Raw genomic sequence first — 20671 nt, 5'->3', positions numbered from 1 at the left:
GCCGAAAACGCCTGGGCTCGCGAACTTTCGCGCATCGAGCCAACTGCGAAGCCAGAGCCGGCGACCTTGCGCTGATTTCGCCCGCGGCAAACCGATTCCAGCAAGGCGCGCGCGATGTTCCAACGCCGCACTTGCACCGAAAGGCGTATGGCCCTAAGTCCTAAGACGTAGGTCGCATGCCGTGGGCCGAAAGCCCTCCGAGAGCGCGGCACAGTGCCAACTTGCGACCGCACATGAAAGGTGCAACGCTCGAATTGGGTAGAGACATGGGCGGGCTTCCCGGGTTTCAAACGGTCCGGGACGTTCGATTGGGCAAATGTATTTTCCGCAATTTCTTGTGGGAATGTCAGTAACGCTTCTCGTAATCCTTGGCTGGATTTACGCAGCTACCGGGTCGTTTTGGCAATCGCTGGGCTGGACATTTGTTGCCGCCCTGGTGCTGCAGGCGGGCTACTTCATCGCTGTGCTTTTGCTCATCTATGGCCGCACCTCATCGGCGGCCAAGGCCGACAAATCGCTCCCGGCCAAAGTGCCCGGGCCGTTCGAACGCGACGGCATCATCCACACCTTGCTGTCGCGGCTTTTCTAACAGGCGGCGCGGCGCCCTTATCCAAGACTTGTCGCACCAGCGCGAGCCGGCGTCCGGGGACCCGCTACGCCGTGGCATAGCAGCCCACCCGGCAGCGCTGCATGACTCTGGTCAGCGAGGTGCCGACTTCAAGCCGGAAGCGGTGGGCACCGGTTCGGACGAGAAGACCACGAAGCCGAAGACGAGAACGGCAGCGGCGACGATCATGGAGCCGGTGGCAACGACCGGCTCGATCGCCGTGTTGCCCTTCGCCAGCATCAGGTAAAGCGCCGGCAGCATCACCACAAGGCCGAGCGTATAGAGGCCGAAGTGGATCATCGCGATGCGGCGCGCGGCCTTGGCCGGATTGAGCGCATAGTAGCCGCCGAATATCGCGGAGGTTACCCAGCCCAGAAGGTTGATATGGGCATGCGCCGGAAAGGCGGCGTGATCTTGCGAGATCGCCATATGCAGGCCGACGGCGATGCCCACGATGAGAAAAACGATGGCCGTTTTGAAGAAAAGTTCCGAAACCCTAGGCATGATGTTTTCTCCCCAATGCCTTCTAAACCCCGACATTGCGAAGGTTACACCTGGGAGCGGAGATTTTCCATTCCGCACTTGGGGTTAGCAACGGGTTTTGCGCGTTGTGGTGGCTCCCTGACGCCGGCGGACAGTGAGGCGAAGGATCGCTGCAGAACCGATTCCAAACCTGGGCAACGGCAGGCGAAAAAATGCCGCCGGGGCGAACCCCGGCGGCATTGTCGTTCAGCCAAACTATTCCGCCGTTTCGGTCTCGGTCGACTCGTCGACGGTCGAATCGGCAGCCGCGTCGTCGGCGTTCTCCGCTTCCAGCTTGGCGGCTACCTGGTCGATCTTGTCGGCAAGCACATCCGTGGCCCAGTCCTTGACCTCGGCGTCGACGGGTTTGTTGGCCATGTCGGCAAGCGCATCGTCGAGCGATGGGACGTTGGTAGCGGCTGCTTCTGCCTCCGCCTCGGCCGCGGCAGCCGCCGCCTCGGCATCCGTGACCGCGGTCTCCTGATCCGCGATCTGCGCTTCCAGATCCGCGATCTTTGCATCCAGGGCCGCCTGCTCCTCGGGTGTTGCGGGCGTCTGTGCATTCGCGTCAACGAGTTGCGCGTTCAGGTCGTCCAGCTTCGCCTGAGCTTCGACTGCCGCGGCGGCCGCCTCTTCAGCCGTGGCCTCGGCGAGCTTGGCGTTCGCGGATGCCATCACATAGGCCTGCACGCCGGCGAACTTCTTGCTCTTGGAGTTCATGTAGGCGTTGATGTTGCGCTGCAACGAGTTCAGCCGGCCAAGCTTGGCGTGGATATTTTTCTCCTTGGGAACGGCGGCGACGTCCACCTCATCCACGGAGACTACCGTCGGGGCCTTCTTGCCCGACTTTGTCGACTTAGCCGATGCCGATTTGCCTTTCGTGCTCTTGCCTGACTTGCCGTTCGTGCTCTTGCCTGACTTGCCGTGCGTGCTCTTGCCGGAATTGCCCTGCGAACCGCTTTTGCCGGAGTTGCCGCCGCCATTCCCGTTGCCGCCGCCATTGCCGTGGCCACCGCCATTCCCATTGCCGCCGGCAGCGGCCAGTGCGGGAGACGCCAGGAGCGCGAATGCCGCAAGCGCGGCAAAGAGAGTCTTTCGGGATGTCATGAGTATTTTCCTCCGAGAATCGCCACCTCACCCAACCGCTAATGAGCGCAATATGAGAAATTCCTAATGCCGTCGGTAAACTTTAGATAAATGTGGTTTCAATGCGAGAGCGAAGCAGCCCGCCAGCCAACAATCCAAATCCAGAAACTGCCGCAACCATTTGAAATTCTTAAATTATATGAACGCCGGCAACCGGCTTGCGCCATTTGGACCGCATTAGGCCCATGCGGGTCAGACCATGGTCCCAAACGGTGACCCGCGGAACGAAAACGGTCGCCGCGTCGTCGATTGAGAAGGCGCTCAGGCAGCGGAAGTCGATGACAAAGCCAGGGCATCCCGACCACCTGATTATCGGCAGTCAAACGAGCGCTGCCACCTCCTGGCGACTCACTATGGCGCCCGCAAAATGTCGGCGCCCGGCTGCTCGTCGAACAGCACCGCGCAACCGCGCTCAAGCGCCACCGCCGACAGCGCATTGGCGACAGTCTCATCCGCCGAGACGAAATCCCCGGTCAGCACGCGCAATTCTTCCACGGCCCTCGCCATCGATACGAGCCGCCCGGCGGCACGGTCGGTGGTGCAGGCATCGACGACACAAACGAGATCGATGATTTCGAAGCGGTCCATCTCAGGTCTCCGCAAAACAGTCCCTTCGAGCCAATCAACGCCGTGGCGCGCGACAATGTTCCGGGGCGCATCATGTACCTTCGTCGATGGTGCGCTGCCCACTGACGGTGGGCAAAAAAAACGAGATTCCGACTTGAATCCGCCCTTCAATGAAAGACATTCCCCCTGCCCTCGCCGACGGCTCGGAGGCAGCTTGACAAGAGACCCTATTTGTTCTCTTTTTGTTCGGCAAAAAAGTTCTTAAAACAGGCATGGCTAATGCTGCAATGCCGTAGGGTGGAACGGGATGGAAACCAGCGCCACCATCCTGCATGCCGACCTCGACGCCTTCTATGCCTCGGTCGAGCAGTTGCTCGATCCATCGCTGCGCGGCAAACCGATCGCCGTCGGCGGCGGCGTGGTGCTGGCCGCTTCCTATGAGGCTCGAGCGTTCGGCGTGCGCGGCGGCATGCCCGGACGCAAGGCCCGCGAACTCTGTCCGCAGCTGATCTTCGTCGGCGGCCATTTCGGCGACTACCAGCGGCTCGGCGACGCCGCCATAAAAGTGCTCGACGATTTCACGCCGTTGGTCGAGCGGATCTCCATCGACGAGGCCTTCGCCGACGTTGCCGGCTGCACGCATCTGTTCGGGCCGCCGGCCGAGATCGCCGCCATCGTACGGCGCCGCGTACGGGCCGAACTCGGCCTGCCGATCTCGATCGGCGTGGCGCGCACCAAGCACCTGGCCAAGATCGCTTCGCAGGTGGCCAAGCCCGACGGGCTGGTGGTCGTCGATCCCGCAGGCGAGCTCGCCTTCCTGCACGATCTGCCGGTCTCCCTGATGTGGGGCGTCGGCCCGGCGACCAAGGCCCGGCTGGCGGAAATCGGCGTCGAGACCATCGGCCAGCTGGCCAAGACCCACAGTGGAGCGCTGGAACGGCTGATCGGGCCGGCCGCCGGGCAGAAGCTTGCCGCACTGGCCTGGAATCGCGACCCGCGCCGGCTCGAGACGCATCGGCGCGCGCATTCGGCGGGCGCGCAGTCGGCACTGGGCCGCAAGCCTGCCGTGGCGGATGTGTTCGTGCCAACCTTGCTGCATCTGGCCGACCGGGTGGCGAGCCGGCTGAGGGCCAAGGACCGCCCCGGCCGCACGGTGACGGTGCGCGTGCGCTTCGCCGACCTGCGCGCGGTGAGCCGCTCGATCACGCTTGACCAAGTCATATCGGCGACGGCGATGCTGGCCGAGACCGCCGAGGAACTGGTGCGTGGCGTGCTCGCCGCCCATCCCGGCGAGAAGGTGATTTCGCTGCTGGCGATCTCGGTCTCGCATCTCGAGGAAAGTGCGGAACTGCAGCTGGAGCTGCCGCTCGGACTTGCCGACGAGAAGCGCCGGCCGGGCAGCAAAAGGGGCCTGGCGCGCTTCGGCGCCGACCGCGCCATCGACAAGATCCGGCAGCGCTTCGGCAAGCAGGCGGTCGGCTATGGTGCCGTGGCGCTGGAAGCGGCACGCTCTGTGCCGGACGAGTTCCGCGAGCTGGCCGAGAAGGAACTGTGAAGCGGCGGTCGCGGTTTAAGAATATTCGGCACGGATGTCGGACCAGCCAAGACCGGTTCGTCCTTGGAACATAGACCGGCAATCACAGGAGAAACGATATGCCCAGCACCGTACGCTTGCACCGCGTTCTGACAACCAGCCCGGAGAAGGTTTATCGCGCCTTCATCGAGGCGGACGCGCTGGCGAAATGGCTCCCGCCCAACGGTTTCACCTGCACGGTCCATCATCTGGAAGCAAAGGTCGGCGGTACGTTCAAGATGTCCTTCCGAAACTTCACGACAGGCAACAGCCACTCATTTGGCGGCGATTATGTCGAACTCGTTCCGGGTGAACGCCTTCGCTACACGGACACGTTCGATGATCCCAACCTGCCCGGCGAGATACAGGTGACGGTGATATTGAAGAAAGTCTCGGTCGGCACGGAGATCGACATCACGCAGGCAGGCATACCGGACGCCATTCCGGCCGAGGCCTGTTATCTCGGCTGGCAGGAGTCGCTGCGAAACCTGGCAAGGCTCGTCGAACCCGAGATCAATCAATAGAGGTTGATGGCGAAAGATCCATGCGGCCCGAGACTGCCAATCTCCTCCCTCGAGGGGGAGATGTCCGGCAGGACGGGGGCGCGAAGGATCGCGTCCGCCGGACCGGCGCTTCGCTGTCGCTGCGGCGTTCGTTGTTCGCAAAGCCAGGCAATTGGCTTTGCGTCCGCTGCACGGACCACGCCTCACCCCATCGCCTGGCGGATGGATTTGGCAAATCGGACCAGGAAGGCCGGCCTCGACGAGGCGTCGAGCTTCCATGACAGCACCGCCGTCGCCATTTTGCGCGGCAGCATGCCGACGGACAGAAACCAGGCGGCAAGGATGGCGCGCCGCCTGAGCGACGCCGTCAATTGGAGGCTGGCGACGGCGCCGGCAGCACCCAGGACCAGCCTGGAATCATTGACCACCGGGTGCCGACGCCTGTCGGCGCAGAGTGAGGCCAGCCGTTCTTCGAGGTGAACGGGATCGTGCAGGAAGGTTTTCGACGGCTCCACGGTCAGGCCGACACTGGAGACCTGGTCGGAAAGCGCTTCCAGGCGGTGGAAATCGTGCGTGACCCGCCAGCGCGCCCGCTCGGCGAGCTTTTCGCCGAAGACGGAATGGTTGGCGCCGTGGATGCGGTAGGCGCCGACGCACTTGTCGATCGACTGAACATGACCATAAAGCGGCGCCAGCGTCGCAAGATAGCCATCGGCGCCCTGGCGGAAATCCGCTTCGGGGATGGGCATGATGGTTTCCAGCGTCGTGCGGTCGAAGGCCAGCCCGCTTGTCACCGTCGTCTGGTAGCGCCCCTTGTGCAGGAGCTTCGGCATGACATCGCCGTCATCGAACGGCAGTTCCGGCGGCGGGAAAACATCCTTGATGCGCTGCCGTTCGTCGACGATGTGGAGCCTCGATTGGACCTGGGCGGTTGCCGAATCCCAAGTGTCGACGATCCTCGAGATGGCGTCCGGATAGAGATAGTCGTCGGCGTCGAGAAACAGCACGATCTTGCCCGAGCTTGCCGCAAAGCCGGTGTTGAAGGCGGCGGCATGCCCGCCGTTCTTCGGCCTGAGACAAGCGCGGATCCTGTCGCCATACGACCTTATGATCGCCGCCGAGCCGTCACTCGATCGATCGTCGACGACGATGACCTCGACGTCCGCATGGTCCTGGCCGAGCGCGCTGTCGACGGCGCGTTCCAGGAAGCGCGCGTAGTTGTAGTTCGGAATGATGATGGAAACCGGAATCCGGCTCGGAACGGGATGCATCGCGTTTGACCTCGCATCTTGCTTTGGTTTCAGCGGAACCCACCCCCTCAAGCCCCGCGGGCCTCCCAGGAAAAGCCTGCGCTTTCCTTGAGAGACAAAGCTTGCGCCTTCCCCGGGAAGACGAGGTGGGTCTGTCGTTGCGACTTCAGCTGAGCGGCCGCTTTGCCTTCGAGTATCCACAAGGCGCCGGGATCGAACCGGCGGCAAGGGTGCTGGAATTCCCGGTCGCGGATGATGCCGCGGCTGGGCCGACGGAGCGACGCTCGTCAATTTGGTGTCGAAGCGGCCCGTCGCCCTGAAGGCACCACCGATAGTGACCTCGAAACGTGGCCGGCACAACCCCCGCGCCAAGGATCCGCTCCCGCGGCGGCGGCGTTGCCGTGCTTCAAGGCTCCGAAATCCGCAGAAAATCCGCACGACGGAAGAATCCTGCATACACAGCACGAAGGTCGATGTCGCAAATGCCGCGCTCACTCTATAATCTTCGCCAACAGGGGGAGATTGCGCGATTGCCTGGGACCTTCTTGGGGGATTATTTACAGTACTGGCGCAAGTTGTCGCTGGCCTTGCAGTTCTTCATCGCGGGCGGCATTGGGCTTCTGCTGGTGATGCTGGTGGTTGGCCTGTGGGTGACCTCGCAGATCCGGGAAGGCGTGATGCGAAATTCCGCCGCAACCACGGCACTCTATGTCGACAGCGTGATTGCGCCGCTGTTGCCCGACATGCGCACCAGCCGCGAGCTCAGCGACACGGTCAAGCGGGCGCTGGACGAGACGCTCGGCCAGGGCGCACTCGGCAAGAGGCTGGTCTCGTTCAAGCTGTGGCGGCGCGACGGCATGATCCTCTATGCCAAGGACACTGCGTTGATCGGCAAGCGGTTCGAACCGAACGCCAATCTGGTCGCCGCCTTTGGCGGCAATGTCGTTGCCGAGTACAATGACCTCGACGACGACCCCGAAAGCCACGAGGAAAAGAGAGTGAACGCACCGCTGTTCGAAATCTACAATCCGGTGCGCGAACCCTGGTCGGGCGAAGTGGTCGCGGTTTCGGAGTTCTACGAGATCGCCGACGACTTTCAGACGACGCTGAACGCCGCCCTGTGGTCGAGCTGGCTGGTGGTGGCCGGCGCCACGGCGACGGCACTGGCGCTGTTGTCCGGCATCGTCTTTCGCGGCAGTCACACCATCCAGACCCAGCGCGCAGCGCTCGAGGCCAAGGTCTCCGAACTGCAGGCGGCCTTGTCGCAGAACTCGACGCTGCGCCAGCGCGTGCAGCGTGCCTCGCGCCGCGCCACTGCAATCAACGAACGCTATCTCAGGCGCATCGGCGCCGACCTGCATGACGGGCCGGCGCAGCTCGTCGCGCTGGCGGCGCTGCGGATGGACAGCCCCATTCTGCTCGACTCCGGCTCGTCCAGCGAGCAGCGCGAAGCCGAGATCGCCGGCATCCACAAGACGCTTGGCGAGGCGATGCGCGAGATACGCGGCATCTGCAACGGCCTGGTGCTGCCGCAGATCGAGACGCAGGCCGTGATCGACATCCTGCGGCTCGCGGTGAGCGAGCACGAACGACGGACCTCGAGCTCGGTGGCGCTGACTGTTCCGGCCCGCTTGCCGGAACTCGGCACTTCCGAGAAGATCAGCATCTACCGTTTCGTCCAGGAAGGGCTGAACAATGCCTGGCGGCATGGAAAAGGCAGGAACCAGGCGGTGAAAGCCGGGGTGAAAAGTGGCAGGCTGATTGTTGAAGTGATGGATGGCGGCCCCGGCTTCGAGCCCGGCAAGAGCGAAGGCCTCGGGCTTGCCGGCCTCAGGGAGCGCATCGAGAGCATCGGCGGGCAGTTCGAAACCCTGTCCGGCCCGCAAGGTACACGATTGGTGATTTCACTCTCAGTCGAGGAGCAGCCGTGACCGGCATCATCCGCATCGCCATTGTCGACGACCATCCGCTGTTTCGCGAGGGCGTGGCGCGCAGCCTCGGCGAGATCGGCGGCTTCGAGCTGGTCGGGGAAGGCGCCAGTGCCGAGGACGCCGAAAGGCTGGCCCACACGATCGCGCCCGACATATTGCTGCTCGACATCAGCATGCCCGGCGGCGGGCTCAACGCTGCGGCCAGCATCCTGTCCGGGCACCCCGGCCAGAAGATCGTCATGCTGACCGTGTCGGAAACCAATGCCGACGTTGCCCAGGCGCTCAATGCCGGCGTGCGCGGCTATGTGCTGAAGGGTGTCGGTTCGAAGACGCTGGCCGAGATCCTCGGCGATGTCGCGGCCGGCCAGAGCTATGTATCGCCGACGCTGTCAGCCAAGCTTCTGTCGAACCTGTTGCAGCCGGCGAACCGCAAGCCCGACCCGCTCAGCCAGCTCACCGGCCGCGAGGCCGAGATCCTGCGGCTGGTGGCGGAAGGCTTGAGCAACAAGGAGGTCGCGGCCCGGCTGTCGCTGCAGGAAAAGACGGTCAAGCACCACATGACCAGGGTGCTGGCCAAGCTCAACGTGCGCAACCGCACGGAGGCGGCGCTGCTGATGCATGAGGCGAAGGAAAGGGAATAAGACAGTAGGGATTGGTCGCGGCGGCCCGCTCAGCGGCTCATATCCAAACCTTCGCTATCCCCTACTGCCTTATTCCCCTACTCCCTCCCCAAAAACGAGTTACCCCCGCCCCAGGGGGGCCGGGGCGGGGGTGAAGTGAGAAACAGGGAGGGGGTAGTTCCCTGCCCTCACAAGGCCTGCAGGCGCGCAACATCCTCTGGCGTCGCCTCGCGTTCGATGATCGTGCGGCCGAGCGCATCCTGCATTTTGAAGCGGCCGTTCTCGATCTCCTCCTGCATGCCGTCGGGATGAGTGACCGTGATCTTGTCGCCGTCGACCTCGACCTTGTCGCCGGTCGCCGCATTGACGTGGGTGCCATGGTTGCCCTGGTTGCCCTTGGCTTTGCCGGAGTTGCCCTGGCCGGCGTTTCCGGAGCCAGAATTGGCGCCGCCGCCTGCCGAGGATGAATTGCCACCGCCGTTGCCATTGCCGCCATTGCCATTGCCGCCGCCATGGCCGCCACTGTTCCCGCCGGCGGCGTAGGCCATCGAGGGAGCGATGTCGGCGGCGCCGTAGAGCTTGACGTGGGAGGACGCGAGCGTAAGCGCCAATGCCGATGGGGTCAGCAAGGCGAGCCATCCCAGGCGGATCAACGACAGTCTACACATCCTCCCCCCGTGTCGGCCCTTTGGCGGTCTGGCCGAAACCGGCATGATCGAGAGGAGCATCCATGCATCGACGCGCGCGCGAAAGCGGCCCACGACCCTTGCCTTGCCCGTTCGGACTTTTTTGCCGCCGAGGCCGGACTTATGTCGCAACGGCGTCGCCAGGCCTGACGTTGATCGGCAGCGCACACAAGATGAAGACAACGCAAACGACGCCGGTTACAGGGCGTTAACCAACCCTCTTGGAAAACTGACGGCAATTCTTTAAGATTGAAGTGCGCGAAAAGGCCGGATAGCAGCAACAAACTGCGATGCGCCAAGAGTTTCGTTTGCAGAAATGCAAGCCGGAGCCAAAAAAATACCCCCGCCAACGGCGGGGGCAAGGTGAGTAGCGGGAGTTCTGTCATACGATGATCAAGAACCGAAGAGACGAAGCAAAAGGTGGCAACCTGATTTTGCAGCGCTGACCTGCGGTCCCGAAAAGATCACTTCCAGATAGAACCTCGCTCTCACAAACTCTTCAAACGCGCCATATCGGCTGCGGTTGCCGCTCTGTCGACGATGGTGCGCCCAAGCGCATCCTCCATCCTGAAGCGGCCGTTTTCGATCTCTTCCTTCATCCCGTTTGGATGAGTAACCTTGATGCTCTTGCCGTTGATCTCGACCTTGTCGCCAGTCACGGTATTCACATGATCGACAGTGGCGGAGGCCTTGCTCGCGCTGTTGCCCTTACCTTTGCCACCGCTATTGCTGTTTCCGCTGTTCCCGTTCCCGTTGTTGCCGCCGCTGTTTCCGTTGCCGTTACCGCCGCTGTTGCCGCCGCCGTTTCCGTTGCCGTTACCGCCATTCCCATTGCCGCCCTTGCCGGCATAGGCCTTGGTGGCGACTGGGCCGTCGATCGAGAGGTGAAAGGGCGCGATAACCAGCGCAAACGCCGTGAGCGCTCGCAAGACACACCTGCTGCCCATGCGCGGTTCGCGCATCCCACTCTCCCCATGCCGGTCACCCGGCCCGACTCCAAGCCGAAAACCCCAACGGCATTGTCGAAGTGAAATCATTCACAAATCGCATCGCCTTGCGGAAGTGGCCCACGACCCTTGTCTTGTCGATTCAGACTTTTGCGGAAACAGATTCAGACTTAAGTCCAATTCAACCTCCGGATGTGGTCCTGCATTCGGGCACGCGCGGCCAGGAACGGCTTAGCCGGCTAGGCATGGCCGGGCCGGCCAGGCATGACAGGGCACGGCCTTAAGCCGTCCGGGCGCGGCTAAAAAGACCGGTTCCTGCCGATGCTGGCGACGCTGGGAGCGTGGGCAGCAAGCAACGCGACACCGGCAGCGAGCTGGCCAGGAACGTCGAGGAGCTCTCGGCGGCGCAGAAGCAGTGCTGGAAGTCACGAAGGCAAGGCTGCGCGCCGAGCACATCGACGCGGCACAACGCCAGACGCGAAGGCCTATTGGGGCGACGGCACCGGCGGCTTTGACGTGACGGCGGCGCCGAAGGCGGCGGCGATGACCGACGCGATGCCCAGGCACTGCAGGACCGTCAGGCTCTCGCGCAGGAACAGGAAGCCCATCAGCGCGCCCAGCGCCGGTTCCAGACAGGTGAGCGTGCCATAGACCCTGGCCGGCATCCTGGTCAGCGCCACAATCTCCAGCCAGAACGGCAGCGCGCTGGACAACAGACCGACGATTGCGGCGCTCAACAGAACCGACGGATTGCCCAGCGCCGGCGCCGCGCCGGCAAGCCCGAAGGGCAGCGACAGCACCGCGGCGATCGCCATGCCATAGGCGACGGTGCGCCCGCCGAGCTCGGCGCCGGCCTTCTGCGCAAAGACGATGTAGAGCGCCCAGCAGCCGCCGGCGGCCAGCGCCAGCACCACACCGACGGGATCGAGCGCCTGATGCGCATCGGCAAAAGGCGACAACAGCACGATGCCGGCCACCGCCAGCGCCACCCAGACAAAATCCATTGCGCGCCGTGACGAGAGCGTGGCGACCAGCAGCGGCCCGGTGAATTCGAGCGCCACGCAGATGCCCAGCGGAATCCTGGTGAGCGCGGCGTAGAAGAGAAGGTTCATGACGCACAGCGTCACCCCATAGGCGGCGAGCCACGGCCAGACGGCGCGCGACGGCCTGACCCGCCAGGGCCTGAGCACGGCCGCCAGCATCAGCGCGCCGGCGACGAGCCTGAGCATCGTCGTGCCCTCGGCGCCGACCAGCGGAAACAGGGTCTTGGCGAAGGTGGCGCCGATCTGCACCGACATCATGGCGCCGAGCAGCGCCACAAGGGGGATAGCGCCGGCTTCAGCCGCAGACTTTGCAATCGGCGTCGACGTCACCTTGCTTCGTTCCTCCCCTGCCGCTGGATCGCGCCAGTGTACCAAGGCATGGCTGGAGATAAGGCCAACCGGCCGGCCTGTCGTGAGGCACGGCAGCCATGGTTGATGGGGCAAGGGCAAGCGATTTCACGCTTGCGAAACCGTTGATGCCGACGGGACAGAGGGGGCGAAAGAACGCAATGGCTTCATTTTGCGCCACATTTCGCTGCATCGCACAAGCTTGCTGCGCCTAGCTCATTCGCCGCGGAACGGCTGAAAATCGAAAATCAGAAGATTCTTATCTAAATGCCACCCGCGCACTCGCAAAAGTTGTCAAGCATTTCTAAGAATACAGCTCGATAAATACTTGAAAACGAGCAGAACAAGCGCTGGATCATTCACATGGCACTTCCAGCCACAAAGGATGCCGTTACCGAAGATGTCAAAATATGGGCGATCTTTAGCCATTTTTTCGACACCGGCATCACAGATGTGTTTCAGCATGGTAAACATTTTGTGTTGCGCTGCAGCATAGCGTGAGACAATCGTTGCCCGATTGGACAGGCGCGGTGGAGGTTCCGGTATATTGACCAGAGTGGGCTTTCCGCTGACCGGTTTCGAGGCCGCCCCGAGCGCAAGGCGCGGACCGCCGGCGGGCGATAGCGGAACGATGCGGCATTCCACTGCCCGCTGGCAAGGCGCGACATTGTTTCATCGGAGACATCGGATCGGCGGACGCGGATGATGTCAAATCAGCGCGACATACAGCTCGATGCGCTGCGCGCCATTGCCGTGACGATGGTGCTGTACTCGCATTTCTTCGCCGCTGGCGGCTCCTCCTTCCTCGGCCATCTCGGCGTGCGGCTGTTCTTCGTGCTCTCCGGCTTCCTGATCACGCGGCTTCTGCTGGAAGCCCGCGCGGCCGCCGAGTTCGAAGCCGGGCCGGCGCTGCGCTCCTTCTACATCAGGCGGGCGCTGAGAATATTCCCGCCCTATTTCGCCGTGCTCGGCCTCGTCTGGCTGACCGATCTCGAACAGTCGCGCGGGTCGCTTCTGTGGCACGCGCTCTATCTCTCCAATTTCTGGTACGCGCTGCGCAACGAGTGGACGCCCTGGCTGCTCTGCCATTTCTGGAGCCTGAGCATCGAGGAGCAGTTTTATATCGCCTGGCCGCTGATCGTGCTCCTGGCGCCGCGCCGGCGCGTCGAGGCGATCACCATCGGCGTCATCGCGTTCTCGCTGGCTTACCGCTTCTACTGGCCGGTGACCGCCAACACGGCGCTCGCCCGCGACCTGCTGCCGCCCGCCTCGATGGACGCGCTGGCTTGCGGCGCGTTGCTCGCCATGCGGGCTGCCAGAGGCGCTGCCCTGCCGCAATGGATGCAGCGCGGCTGGCCGGCCTTCGCGGCCGCGTTCCTGGCGATCCAGTGGTTTATCCCGGCGCCGGCCGATCCCATGCTGGAATGGGCCCATTGGCTGCTGCTGCAGGTGCTGCCGCTGATCCCGCTGGTGGCCATTGTCGGCGCCTGTTCGTCCGGGTTTGGCGGCATGCTCGGCAAGCTTGCCGAACTGCCGCCGCTGCTTGCCCTCGGCCGCATCAGCTACGGCGTCTATCTCTATCACCCGATCCTCCTGGCCTATGCCGTCAAGGCGCAGCCGTGGATCCCGCTCAACGTCTCCGAGCAAGGGCCGGGGCGGTTCCTCGTCGCGAGCACCGCCACGATCGTCGTGGCAGCGATCTCCTGGCAGGTTTTCGAAAAGCCGCTCAACGGCCTCAAGCGGCATTTTCCCTATGTCGCCCGCCGTGCTGCCCAAGAGCGCGCAAGCAAGGCCGGCTGGTTCGGTAGGCCGGCCTATCCCACCGGATCGCCCGACGGCCGCGAGCCGCCGCGCAATCTCCGGCGAACGCGTGCCGGCCAATGACCGGCGCCCCGCTCGTTTCCGTTCTGCTGCCGGTTTACAATGCCGGGCCTTACCTCGCTGCTGCGATCGGCTCGATCCTGCGGCAGGACTACGATCGCCTGGAGGTCATCGCCATCGATGACGGATCGACCGACAACTCGCTCGATATCCTCGAGCGGCACCGCCGGGCCGACAACCGCGTTACGATCATCTCGCGCGAAAACCGCGGCCTCGTCGCCACCCTGAACGAGGGCCTGGCCACTGCCCGGGGCGAACTGGTCGCCAGGATGGACGCCGACGACATCGCCTATCCCTGGCGCCTGTCGCGCCAGGTGGCGCTGTTCGAGCGGCGGCCCGAGCTCGGCTTCTGCGGCGCCGGTATCGATACTTTGCTGCGCGGTCGTATCGCCAAGGGCAGGCCTGATCCGGTGTTCCAGTTCAGCCTGCCGATATTGTCGATGTTCTTCACCGTCTTCATGCACCCGACGGTGGTCTACAACAGGAAGGTCATCGACGAGGGCAGTCTCCACTACGATCCCGAATACAGGCACGCCGAGGATTTCGATCTCTTCGGGCGGCTTGCCCGCCGTTTCCCGGCGGCGATGATGCCGGAAAACCTGCTCGTCTACCGCATCCACCCTGGAAGCGTGACCAGCCGGCATACCGGGGATATGCGCAGGACGCATTTGCGGATCGTGGCCGAGAACCTGGAGCGCGAGGGACTGGCGAACCGTACCGAGGATCTGCGGGCCATCGGCGATGCCGTCTCGTTCGACACGGTCGCCCGCGCCGCGCAATTCATCGTTGCGCTGGAAGAGCGAATTTCCGCGCTGCCCGATGACATCAGGCCGAGCTTCGCGGCCGGCGCGCTCAACCTGTTCTATTTCCTCTACCAGCTCGTCGGCGACGAAAGGGAGCCTGCACTGACGCATGAATTGCTGACGCGGACCGCGAAGTGGAACGTCATTCGCCGCCGCGAACAATACGCGCTGCGCCCCGGACCCTGGGCGCCGTGGCTCAGCCTTGCCTCGATTGCGGCCGGCAAGAAGGCGGACCGGGTGGCGCATTACTTCAAGACCAGGCCGGCCCAGACGGTGCTTACGCCTTATCAGCGGGGGTCGGCATGAACGACCAGCCGCATCCGCTCCTGCGACACGATCGCCCGGCGCCCTCGCCCGTCCATCCCCGGCGGGGCCAGAAGTCGGCGTTCGAGGTCAGCTTCATCATCTGCACGCGCGACCGACTGGCCGTGCTCGAAGCCTGCATCAAGTCGGTCCAGGCCGCCTGCCGGGCGCATCCCGCCTTTGCCGCCGAGATGGTCGTGGTCGACAATGGCTCGATCGACCGCACTGCGGAACGCCTTGCCTGCCTGGCCGAGACCTCGGACATTCCGCTGACCGCCGTTTCGGAGCCGCGGCCCGGACTGGCGGCGGCCCGCAATGCCGGGCTGGCGCGGGCGCGCGGCCGCATTCTGGTGTTCGTCGACGATGATTGCGCGGTCGATCGCGACTATCTGCGCGACCTGATGCGGCATAATGCGAGCGGCGAGAAATGGCTGGTGCGCGGCGGACGCGTCGAACTCGGTGACGCCAGGGACCTGCCCTTCACCATCAAACGCTGCGAAAAGCGCGAGCGGCTAACGCCTGCCGTCCACCCGGGCGGCTTCGTGCTTGGCTGCAACATGACCATGCACCGCGACGTCGCGGCCCGCATCGGGCCGTTCGACGAACGTTTTGGCGCCGGCGGCCCGCTGCGTTCGGCGGAGGATACGGACTACCTTGTGCGCGCAATGCTCAAGGGCATTCCCGTCGAATACGTGCCCGACATGACGATCTTCCACCATCATGGCCGGCGCGATCGCAAGTCGATCGACAGGCTGCACCGCGATTATAGCCTCGGCAATGGCGCGCTGTGCCTGAAGCATGTGCGGCGCGCGCCCTGGCTGCTGCGCCATTTCTACTGGGCCGCGCGGTCGGCCATGCGCGAGCTCGCCGGCGGCGCGCGCTTCGACCACGATCTCGGCCTGTCGCACTGGCCCGTCGTCGTCATGAACCTTGCAGGTGCCGCCAGATTTGCGCTGCTTTTGACAGTCGGATGGCGCAGGCAGCCACGGCCGCAACCGGATCGGCAGGCCAATGAAGCCGGCGCGGAGGCCAGGGCACGATAATGACGCTGATGCCGCCAGCCTTGCCGATGCTGCGCCGCGCGCTTGGCGGCGGGCTGCTGCGGCTTGTTCCCGCCGTGGTGGTCCTCGGTCTGGCGGGTGCGGCGCTTGAAGGCCTCGGCATCGGGCTGATCATTCCGCTGCTCGGCATCATCATGGGGCATGGCGACACAGCCGGCATGGCCGGCTTCTCCGCCCTCCTCCAGCAGGTTGGAGCGAACCTCGGCGAGCGCGAGCGGCTGATCGCCATCGCGGCTGCGATCCTCGGCTCGATCGTGCTGAAGAACGTCCTTGCCTTCGCCAACACGCTGCTCACCGCGCATATTTACGGCAAGGCAAGCTATGCCATCCGCAGCGCGCTGTCGGAGCGGCTGCTGAGGGTCGGCTACCCGTTCTTCCTGCAGCAGAGTCCCGGACGGCTGCTCAACATCATCTCCAACGAATCCTGGCGGGCCTCGGACGCGATCCAGGCCCTGCTCGGCGCGATCGTCAGCGCCTCGGCGGCCATCATCCTGCTCGCCTTCCTGCTGCTCTTGTCCTGGCAGATGACGCTGCTGGTGACGCTCGGGCTGGCGCTGGTGCAGCTGGCGCACGCCCTGCTGTCGGCCAATCTGAAGGCGCCGAGCCGCGGCGTCGCCGCGCGCAACAGCGCGCTTGCCTCGCAAATGCTGCATCTGGTGCATGCCGGGCGCCTGATCCGCATCTTCGGCCAGGAGGAGCGCGAGAAGGCGGTGTTCGACAGAGCGTCCGACGGCGTGCGGCGCGCCGCCTTCCTGCTCTCGACCCGTCAGGGCGTCTTGCCGCCGCTGACCGAGGTTCTGCACGCCATGCTGTTCCTGATGGTGGTGATCGGCGCGTGGCTCGCCAATGTCAGCTTCCCGCTGACCGCCGCCTTCCTGATCCTGCTCTATCGGCTGCAGCCGCATATGCGCGCCTTGCAGATGTCGTGGAGCCAGTTGCAAGGCCTCTCCGGCTCGCTGGAAGAGGTGCAATGGCTGCTCGACCCCACGGGCAAGCCGGCGGCGCCGCAAGGCAGCCGTCCGTTCGACGGCCTGCGCCAGACGATCAGCTTCGACGATGTCAGCTTCACCTATGCGGGCGCAGCCTCGACGCCCGGTCCGGATGCGCGCGGGGCGGTGCTGCACCAGGCCACGTTCAGCGTTCGCAGCGGCCGCTCGACGGCGCTGATCGGCCGTTCGGGTGCCGGCAAGACGACGATCGTCAACCTGCTCTGCCGCTTCGTCGAGCCCGATGGCGGCAGCATCCTTGTCGACGGGACGCCCCTTGGCGAGATCGACCCCGGCCAATGGCGCACGAACATCGCTTTAGCCAGCCAGGAGCTGGAACTGGTGGACGGCACGATCCTCGACAACATCGTCTACGGCCACGACACCGCCTCGGCCGGCGACGCCGAGCGCGCCGCAAAGCTGGCCGAGGCGCATGAATTCATCGAGCATTTGCCGCAGGGCTACAAGACGCTGGTCGGCTACCGGGGCGTCAACCTGTCGGCCGGGCAAAGGCAGCGCATCGCGCTGGCGCGCGCGCTGGTGCGCGATCCCGACATACTGATCCTCGACGAAGCCACCAATGCCGTGGACGGTCTTTCCGAAGCGGCCATCGTCGAGACGCTGAAGTCGCGTGCCGGCCGCCGCACCACCATCGTCATCAGCCACCACCACAGCACCATCTCGTTCTGCGACGACGTCGTGATCCTGAGCCGCGGCCGGGTGAAGAAGCAGGCGCCCTTCGCGGCACTAGCAAAGCTCAGCATGGACGAGCTTTACCAGCATGAAGCGGGGGAGTGAGGGGGCGAAGCGCTGAACAGCCAATCTCCCCCACGTGGGGGAGATTACGCACTGCGCCGCTGTCGCCTGCTTACGAAGTCGCGCGCAAATTGCGGTGGGCGCGCCGCCGGTGCGTGGCACGCGCCTTTTCGGCGACCACGCCCTTGATCTCGACCACCACCCCGTCGTCGCGCGCCCTGGCGCTGGCCGCGTCGTCGCGCGCCCTGGCCTCGGTCACCCGATGCAGCCGCTCATAGGGCAACAGCTCCTGGATGCGGGCATTGAGCGACGCGATCTCGGCGCGCAGGTCCTCGCATTCCTGCTTCTGGATATCGAGCTGTATCTGCTCTGACGCCTGCTGCAGGGTCAGCTGCGAAAGGTCCGCGCTCACGGTCGAAAGGTTTATCTTGTCGTTTTCGCTCTCGTTCATGAGGGCAGACAGTCGTTCATCGGCGATCTGCTTTTCGGCAATGGCATCGCTCAGTTCCGTCTTGAGCCTGGCGACCTCGCCGGCAGCCTCGCCGTTCTCGTTCGCGGCAAGCTCCAGCCGTGACTGGAGGCCCTGGATCTCGGCACGCAGGCCGCTCATCTCGGCCTGGGCGCGCTCCTGCTCGGCCTGCCTGTCGGCTTCCACAAGACGGGCCGCTTCGGTCATTTCCGACAGCTTCGCCTGCGCCATCTCGAGCCCGGTCTGCAGCCGTATTTCCTCTTTCTCGCTTTTGACGAGCGCGGCCACGAGGTCAGCGATCCGCGCCGCTTCGCTGCGATGCGTGGTCAACAGCTCGTCCAGCTTGTGGCGCGCCTCGGCTTCGCGCTTCTGCGCCCTGTCGAGATCGATCGACAGGTTGACCTGCTTTTCCCGCAAGGTCTTGATCTCGCGCGAGCGCCGGTTGGCCTCGACCGTCCTGTCGGAAAGCGACTTGACGGCATCGCCGAACTCCGCCTCGCGTCTGGCGCTCGCATTGGCCGCCTCGACGAGTTCCAGCTTTGCCGCGGCCAGGGCGGTGCGAAGCGACTCGCGCTCCTGGACCAGGCTTGTCTCGCGTTGCTGCAGCACCTCTACGGCGCTTTCGCGCTCGCGCTGCTTCTTGACCGCATCGTGCAACTGCTGCGAGAGCGCGCGATGTTCCGCGGCCAGGCCGGTATTTGTAAGTTCAAGCTCGTTCGCGCGAAGGATGTCGCCGTGCAGGATGGTGAGGAATTCGCGCGTCAAATGGTGCGAGGTGCCGATCTCCGACAGTTTCGCGGTGATCTCCTCCAGATAGTCTTGCGCTTCGTGGAACAGCCCATCGACGGCGCCCAATGCGGCCAGCCGGGTTTGCGTGTGGGACGTCAGCCGTTGCACGGGCTGTCCTGTGCTGTCCTCGGGCGGCGACTCGACCTCGGCCACCTCGCCCTTGGTCGCCTCGTCCTTGGCCACCTCGTCCTTGGCGCCCTCGATTTGCAGACTGTCGCCCTTTGCCTGGAGATCCTCATCCGGATCGTTCTCCAGCGACTCGAGAGACTCATTGATGGCTTCCGCCAGATCGGTCTGCAGCTCCTGGAATACCTTGTCTACATCCTCAGCACGCTTGATCAGGCTCTTGAGGTTCATGTCATACACCTCTTACTCTGCCGCTTACGCAAACCCCTCGTACTTAATGAATTGCTAATGTTTCTCCTTTTACATCCTATGCTTTCGCAGGGGAAGCCCCCGCCGGCTAGTAGGCAATTTGGGGGTATTTTGGGGGTAGATGCAGCAAGGCAACCAAGGCTGCGGCCTTGGAGAAGCTAGGGTTGCACGCCTCCGCGACGTGGGAAGAGGTGGCTCAGCGAAGCCGGAACGGAGAGGCGGAAATGCCTCGCTCTAACGATCTAGAGGGAACCCGCCGGCATGGCGAAGCCCCCTCTCCGGCCGCTTCGCGACCACCTTTAGCGGGCCGAGCCACCGGTCTCGCCCGTCCTTCGGACCCCCACTGCGTGGGGGCGAGGAACCCTGGTTCCGCGAGGTCAGCCCTCACCCCGCCATGGCCAGCGGCACGGCGCTCTTGTTGGGGATCTGGATGTCGATCTCCAGCGTCGACATGGTCTCGCCGCGGTCCATCGAGACCTGCAGATAGTCCTGGTCGATCTGCACATGCTTGGCGATCACCGCCATGATCTCCTCGCGCAGGATGGAGACCAGATCGGGCTGGCTGCGGTTGCGGCGCTCATAGGCGAGCAGCACCTGCAGCCGCTCGCGCGCCACCGGCGCGCTGGAGCGCCGCTTGAAGAGGTCGAAAATGTTCATGCCGCCCTCCTTCCGAGCAGACGGTCGAGGAAGCCCTTGCGTTCGAAGGGCACCACGACGGGCAGTTCCTCGCCTTCGAGCCGCCGTGCCGCGTCGAGATAGGCTTTGGCGGCGGCAGTCAGCGGATCGGCCAATGTCACCGGCGAACCGAGATTCGAGGCCCTCAGCACATCCTGGCTTTCGGGAATGATGCCCAAGAGCGGCGTCGACAGGATTTCCAGAACGTCGTCGATCGAGAGCATCTCGCCGCGTGCGGCGCGCGCCGCATCGTAGCGCGTCACCAGCACGTGCTTGGCGATCTGCTCGCCCTGCTCGGCCTTCATGGTGCGGGCGTCGAGCAGGCCGATGATGCGATCGGAATCGCGCACGGAGCTCACTTCCGGGTTGGTAACGATGACTGCCTCGTCGGCAAAGCGCATGGCAAGCTGGGCGCCGCGCTCGATGCCGGCAGGGCTGTCGCAGAAGACATAGTCGAACACCGAGCGCAGCCGCTCGATGACCTCGCCGACGCCCTCTTCGGTCAGCGCATCCTTGTCGCGCGTCTGCGAGGCCGGCAGCAGGAACAGCGTCTCGACCCGTTTGTCGCGGATCAGCGCCTGCGACAGCTTGGCCGAGCCCTGGATGACGTTGACCAGATCGAACACGACGCGCCGCTCGGCGCCCATGATCAGGTCGAGATTCCGCAAGCCGACATCGAAGTCGACAAGCGCCACCTTCTTGCCGGTCTTGGCGACCGCCGCTCCCAGCGCCGCCGTCGAGGTCGTCTTGCCGACGCCCCCCTTGCCCGACGTGACCACTACTACCTTGCCCATGAAAAGTGCCTCCGTTTTTGTTTCGTTGCCTTATCG

General features: G+C 64.2%; 20 protein-coding genes. 10 read left to right on the top strand and 10 right to left on the bottom strand.

Annotated features, from left to right (window positions below; genetic code table 11):
• Positions 1–316: 316 nt before the first annotated feature.
• On the top strand, positions 317–589 hold the full coding sequence (locus A6B35_RS14375; RefSeq protein WP_006201347.1) for an exopolysaccharide production repressor protein: 273 nt from the start codon (positions 317–319) through the stop codon (positions 587–589).
• A 111-nt stretch (positions 590–700) separates the two neighbouring features.
• On the opposite strand, the gene A6B35_RS14370 is transcribed toward A6B35_RS14375, so the two are convergent.
• From A6B35_RS14370 to A6B35_RS14360, 3 genes are all read right to left on the bottom strand, one after another.
• Positions 701–1111, bottom strand: coding sequence for a heme-copper oxidase family protein (locus tag A6B35_RS14370; protein WP_006201346.1), 411 nt, complete (start codon positions 1109–1111; stop codon positions 701–703).
• A gap of 234 nt (positions 1112–1345) precedes the next feature.
• Positions 1346–2236, bottom strand: coding sequence for a hypothetical protein (locus tag A6B35_RS14365; RefSeq protein ID WP_006201345.1), 891 nt, complete (start codon positions 2234–2236; stop codon positions 1346–1348).
• A 390-nt stretch (positions 2237–2626) separates the two neighbouring features.
• Entirely contained in the window at positions 2627–2863 is a 237-nt protein-coding gene (locus tag A6B35_RS14360) for a hypothetical protein (protein ID WP_006201344.1), read from the bottom strand.
• A 286-nt stretch (positions 2864–3149) separates the two neighbouring features.
• Between A6B35_RS14360 and dinB the strand changes: the two genes are divergently transcribed.
• Positions 3150–4397: a DNA polymerase IV gene (gene dinB, locus A6B35_RS14355; protein WP_006201343.1), complete on the top strand. Its 1248-nt coding sequence runs from the start codon at positions 3150–3152 to the stop codon at positions 4395–4397.
• A gap of 98 nt (positions 4398–4495) precedes the next feature.
• Complete coding sequence (locus tag A6B35_RS14350) at positions 4496–4939, top strand: SRPBCC family protein (RefSeq protein ID WP_006201341.1); 444 nt, start codon at positions 4496–4498, stop codon at positions 4937–4939.
• A gap of 182 nt (positions 4940–5121) precedes the next feature.
• Here the strand turns inward: A6B35_RS14350 and A6B35_RS14345 are convergent, their stop codons facing one another.
• A complete protein-coding gene (locus tag A6B35_RS14345; protein WP_006201339.1) occupies positions 5122–6189 on the bottom strand; it encodes a glycosyltransferase family 2 protein in 1068 nt (355 codons plus the stop codon).
• A gap of 554 nt (positions 6190–6743) precedes the next feature.
• On the opposite strand from A6B35_RS14345, the gene A6B35_RS14340 reads away from it, so the two are divergent.
• Together A6B35_RS14340 and A6B35_RS14335 are read left to right on the top strand one after the other, a co-directional pair.
• Entirely contained in the window at positions 6744–8099 is a 1356-nt protein-coding gene (locus tag A6B35_RS14340; RefSeq protein ID WP_006201337.1) for a sensor histidine kinase, read from the top strand.
• On the top strand, positions 8096–8740 hold the full coding sequence (locus tag A6B35_RS14335; protein WP_006201336.1) for a LuxR C-terminal-related transcriptional regulator: 645 nt from the start codon (positions 8096–8098) through the stop codon (positions 8738–8740). Before A6B35_RS14340 ends, A6B35_RS14335 begins: the two co-directional genes overlap by 4 nt.
• A gap of 167 nt (positions 8741–8907) precedes the next feature.
• Here the strand turns inward: A6B35_RS14335 and A6B35_RS36440 are convergent, their stop codons facing one another.
• The 3 genes from A6B35_RS36440 to A6B35_RS14320 form a co-directional block, all read right to left on the bottom strand.
• A complete protein-coding gene (locus tag A6B35_RS36440; RefSeq protein WP_341872621.1) occupies positions 8908–9348 on the bottom strand; it encodes a hypothetical protein in 441 nt (146 codons plus the stop codon).
• 545 nt (positions 9349–9893) lie between these two features.
• Positions 9894–10367: a hypothetical protein gene (locus A6B35_RS14325; RefSeq protein ID WP_006201333.1), complete on the bottom strand. Its 474-nt coding sequence runs from the start codon at positions 10365–10367 to the stop codon at positions 9894–9896.
• 470 nt (positions 10368–10837) lie between these two features.
• The gene (locus tag A6B35_RS14320) at positions 10838–11725 is read right to left on the bottom strand and encodes an EamA family transporter (RefSeq protein WP_006201332.1); all 888 of its coding nucleotides are present in this window, start codon (positions 11723–11725) and stop codon (positions 10838–10840) included.
• A 381-nt stretch (positions 11726–12106) separates the two neighbouring features.
• Between A6B35_RS14320 and A6B35_RS35540 the strand changes: the two genes are divergently transcribed.
• The 5 genes from A6B35_RS35540 (at position 12107) to A6B35_RS14300 (ending at position 17575) form a co-directional block, all read left to right on the top strand.
• The gene (locus A6B35_RS35540) at positions 12107–12244 is read left to right on the top strand and encodes a hypothetical protein (protein WP_156788616.1); all 138 of its coding nucleotides are present in this window, start codon (positions 12107–12109) and stop codon (positions 12242–12244) included.
• A 204-nt stretch (positions 12245–12448) separates the two neighbouring features.
• Positions 12449–13627 carry an acyltransferase family protein gene (locus tag A6B35_RS14315; protein WP_040582496.1) on the top strand — a complete coding sequence of 393 codons (1179 nt, stop codon included), beginning with the start codon at positions 12449–12451 and terminating at the stop codon, positions 13625–13627.
• On the top strand, positions 13624–14733 hold the full coding sequence (locus A6B35_RS14310) for a glycosyltransferase family 2 protein (protein WP_006201330.1): 1110 nt from the start codon (positions 13624–13626) through the stop codon (positions 14731–14733). Before A6B35_RS14315 ends, A6B35_RS14310 begins: the two co-directional genes overlap by 4 nt.
• Positions 14730–15773, top strand: coding sequence for a glycosyltransferase family 2 protein (locus tag A6B35_RS14305; RefSeq protein ID WP_006201328.1), 1044 nt, complete (start codon positions 14730–14732; stop codon positions 15771–15773). Before A6B35_RS14310 ends, A6B35_RS14305 begins: the two co-directional genes overlap by 4 nt.
• Positions 15773–17575, top strand: coding sequence for an ABC transporter ATP-binding protein (locus A6B35_RS14300; protein WP_065518202.1), 1803 nt, complete (start codon positions 15773–15775; stop codon positions 17573–17575). The genes A6B35_RS14305 and A6B35_RS14300 overlap by 1 nt, the downstream gene beginning before the upstream one ends.
• A gap of 70 nt (positions 17576–17645) precedes the next feature.
• On the opposite strand, the gene A6B35_RS14295 is transcribed toward A6B35_RS14300, so the two are convergent.
• The 3 genes from A6B35_RS14295 to minD form a co-directional block, all read right to left on the bottom strand.
• Positions 17646–19148, bottom strand: coding sequence for a coiled-coil domain-containing protein (locus A6B35_RS14295; protein ID WP_006201440.1), 1503 nt, complete (start codon positions 19146–19148; stop codon positions 17646–17648).
• Positions 19149–19550: 402 nt separating this feature from the next.
• A complete protein-coding gene (gene minE, locus A6B35_RS14290) occupies positions 19551–19823 on the bottom strand; it encodes a cell division topological specificity factor MinE (protein ID WP_006201441.1) in 273 nt (90 codons plus the stop codon).
• Positions 19820–20635, bottom strand: a complete 816-nt coding sequence (gene minD, locus A6B35_RS14285; RefSeq protein ID WP_006201442.1) for a septum site-determining protein MinD — start codon at positions 20633–20635, stop codon at positions 19820–19822. Before minD ends, minE begins: the two co-directional genes overlap by 4 nt.
• Positions 20636–20671: the final 36 nt, after the last annotated feature.

This window comes from Mesorhizobium amorphae CCNWGS0123, from assembly GCF_001686985.1.
Lineage (GTDB): Bacteria > Pseudomonadota > Alphaproteobacteria > Rhizobiales > Rhizobiaceae > Mesorhizobium > Mesorhizobium amorphae.
The sequence above is the reverse complement of the archived record's forward strand: the minus strand, read 5'-3'. Positions and strand labels throughout refer to the sequence as shown.

What these genes read in the sequence shown, in the direction of transcription:
- A6B35_RS14295 (WP_006201440.1), bottom strand. Translation starts at nt 19,148, where the DNA reads ATGAACCTCAAGAGCCTGATCAAGCGTGCTGAGGATGTAGACAAGGTA.
- A6B35_RS35540 (WP_156788616.1), top strand. Translation starts at nt 12,107, where the DNA reads ATGGCACTTCCAGCCACAAAGGATGCCGTTACCGAAGATGTCAAAATA.
- A6B35_RS14360 (WP_006201344.1), bottom strand. Translation starts at nt 2,863, where the DNA reads ATGGACCGCTTCGAAATCATCGATCTCGTTTGTGTCGTCGATGCCTGC.
- A6B35_RS14300 (WP_065518202.1), top strand. Translation starts at nt 15,773, where the DNA reads ATGACGCTGATGCCGCCAGCCTTGCCGATGCTGCGCCGCGCGCTTGGC.
- A6B35_RS14315 (WP_040582496.1), top strand. Translation starts at nt 12,449, where the DNA reads ATGTCAAATCAGCGCGACATACAGCTCGATGCGCTGCGCGCCATTGCC.
- A6B35_RS14345 (WP_006201339.1), bottom strand. Translation starts at nt 6,189, where the DNA reads ATGCATCCCGTTCCGAGCCGGATTCCGGTTTCCATCATCATTCCGAAC.
- minD (WP_006201442.1), bottom strand. Translation starts at nt 20,635, where the DNA reads ATGGGCAAGGTAGTAGTGGTCACGTCGGGCAAGGGGGGCGTCGGCAAG.
- dinB (WP_006201343.1), top strand. Translation starts at nt 3,150, where the DNA reads ATGGAAACCAGCGCCACCATCCTGCATGCCGACCTCGACGCCTTCTAT.
- A6B35_RS14370 (WP_006201346.1), bottom strand. Translation starts at nt 1,111, where the DNA reads ATGCCTAGGGTTTCGGAACTTTTCTTCAAAACGGCCATCGTTTTTCTC.
- A6B35_RS14305 (WP_006201328.1), top strand. Translation starts at nt 14,730, where the DNA reads ATGAACGACCAGCCGCATCCGCTCCTGCGACACGATCGCCCGGCGCCC.
- A6B35_RS14350 (WP_006201341.1), top strand. Translation starts at nt 4,496, where the DNA reads ATGCCCAGCACCGTACGCTTGCACCGCGTTCTGACAACCAGCCCGGAG.
- A6B35_RS14365 (WP_006201345.1), bottom strand. Translation starts at nt 2,236, where the DNA reads ATGACATCCCGAAAGACTCTCTTTGCCGCGCTTGCGGCATTCGCGCTC.
- A6B35_RS14325 (WP_006201333.1), bottom strand. Translation starts at nt 10,367, where the DNA reads ATGCGCGAACCGCGCATGGGCAGCAGGTGTGTCTTGCGAGCGCTCACG.
- A6B35_RS14375 (WP_006201347.1), top strand. Translation starts at nt 317, where the DNA reads ATGTATTTTCCGCAATTTCTTGTGGGAATGTCAGTAACGCTTCTCGTA.
- minE (WP_006201441.1), bottom strand. Translation starts at nt 19,823, where the DNA reads ATGAACATTTTCGACCTCTTCAAGCGGCGCTCCAGCGCGCCGGTGGCG.
- A6B35_RS14310 (WP_006201330.1), top strand. Translation starts at nt 13,624, where the DNA reads ATGACCGGCGCCCCGCTCGTTTCCGTTCTGCTGCCGGTTTACAATGCC.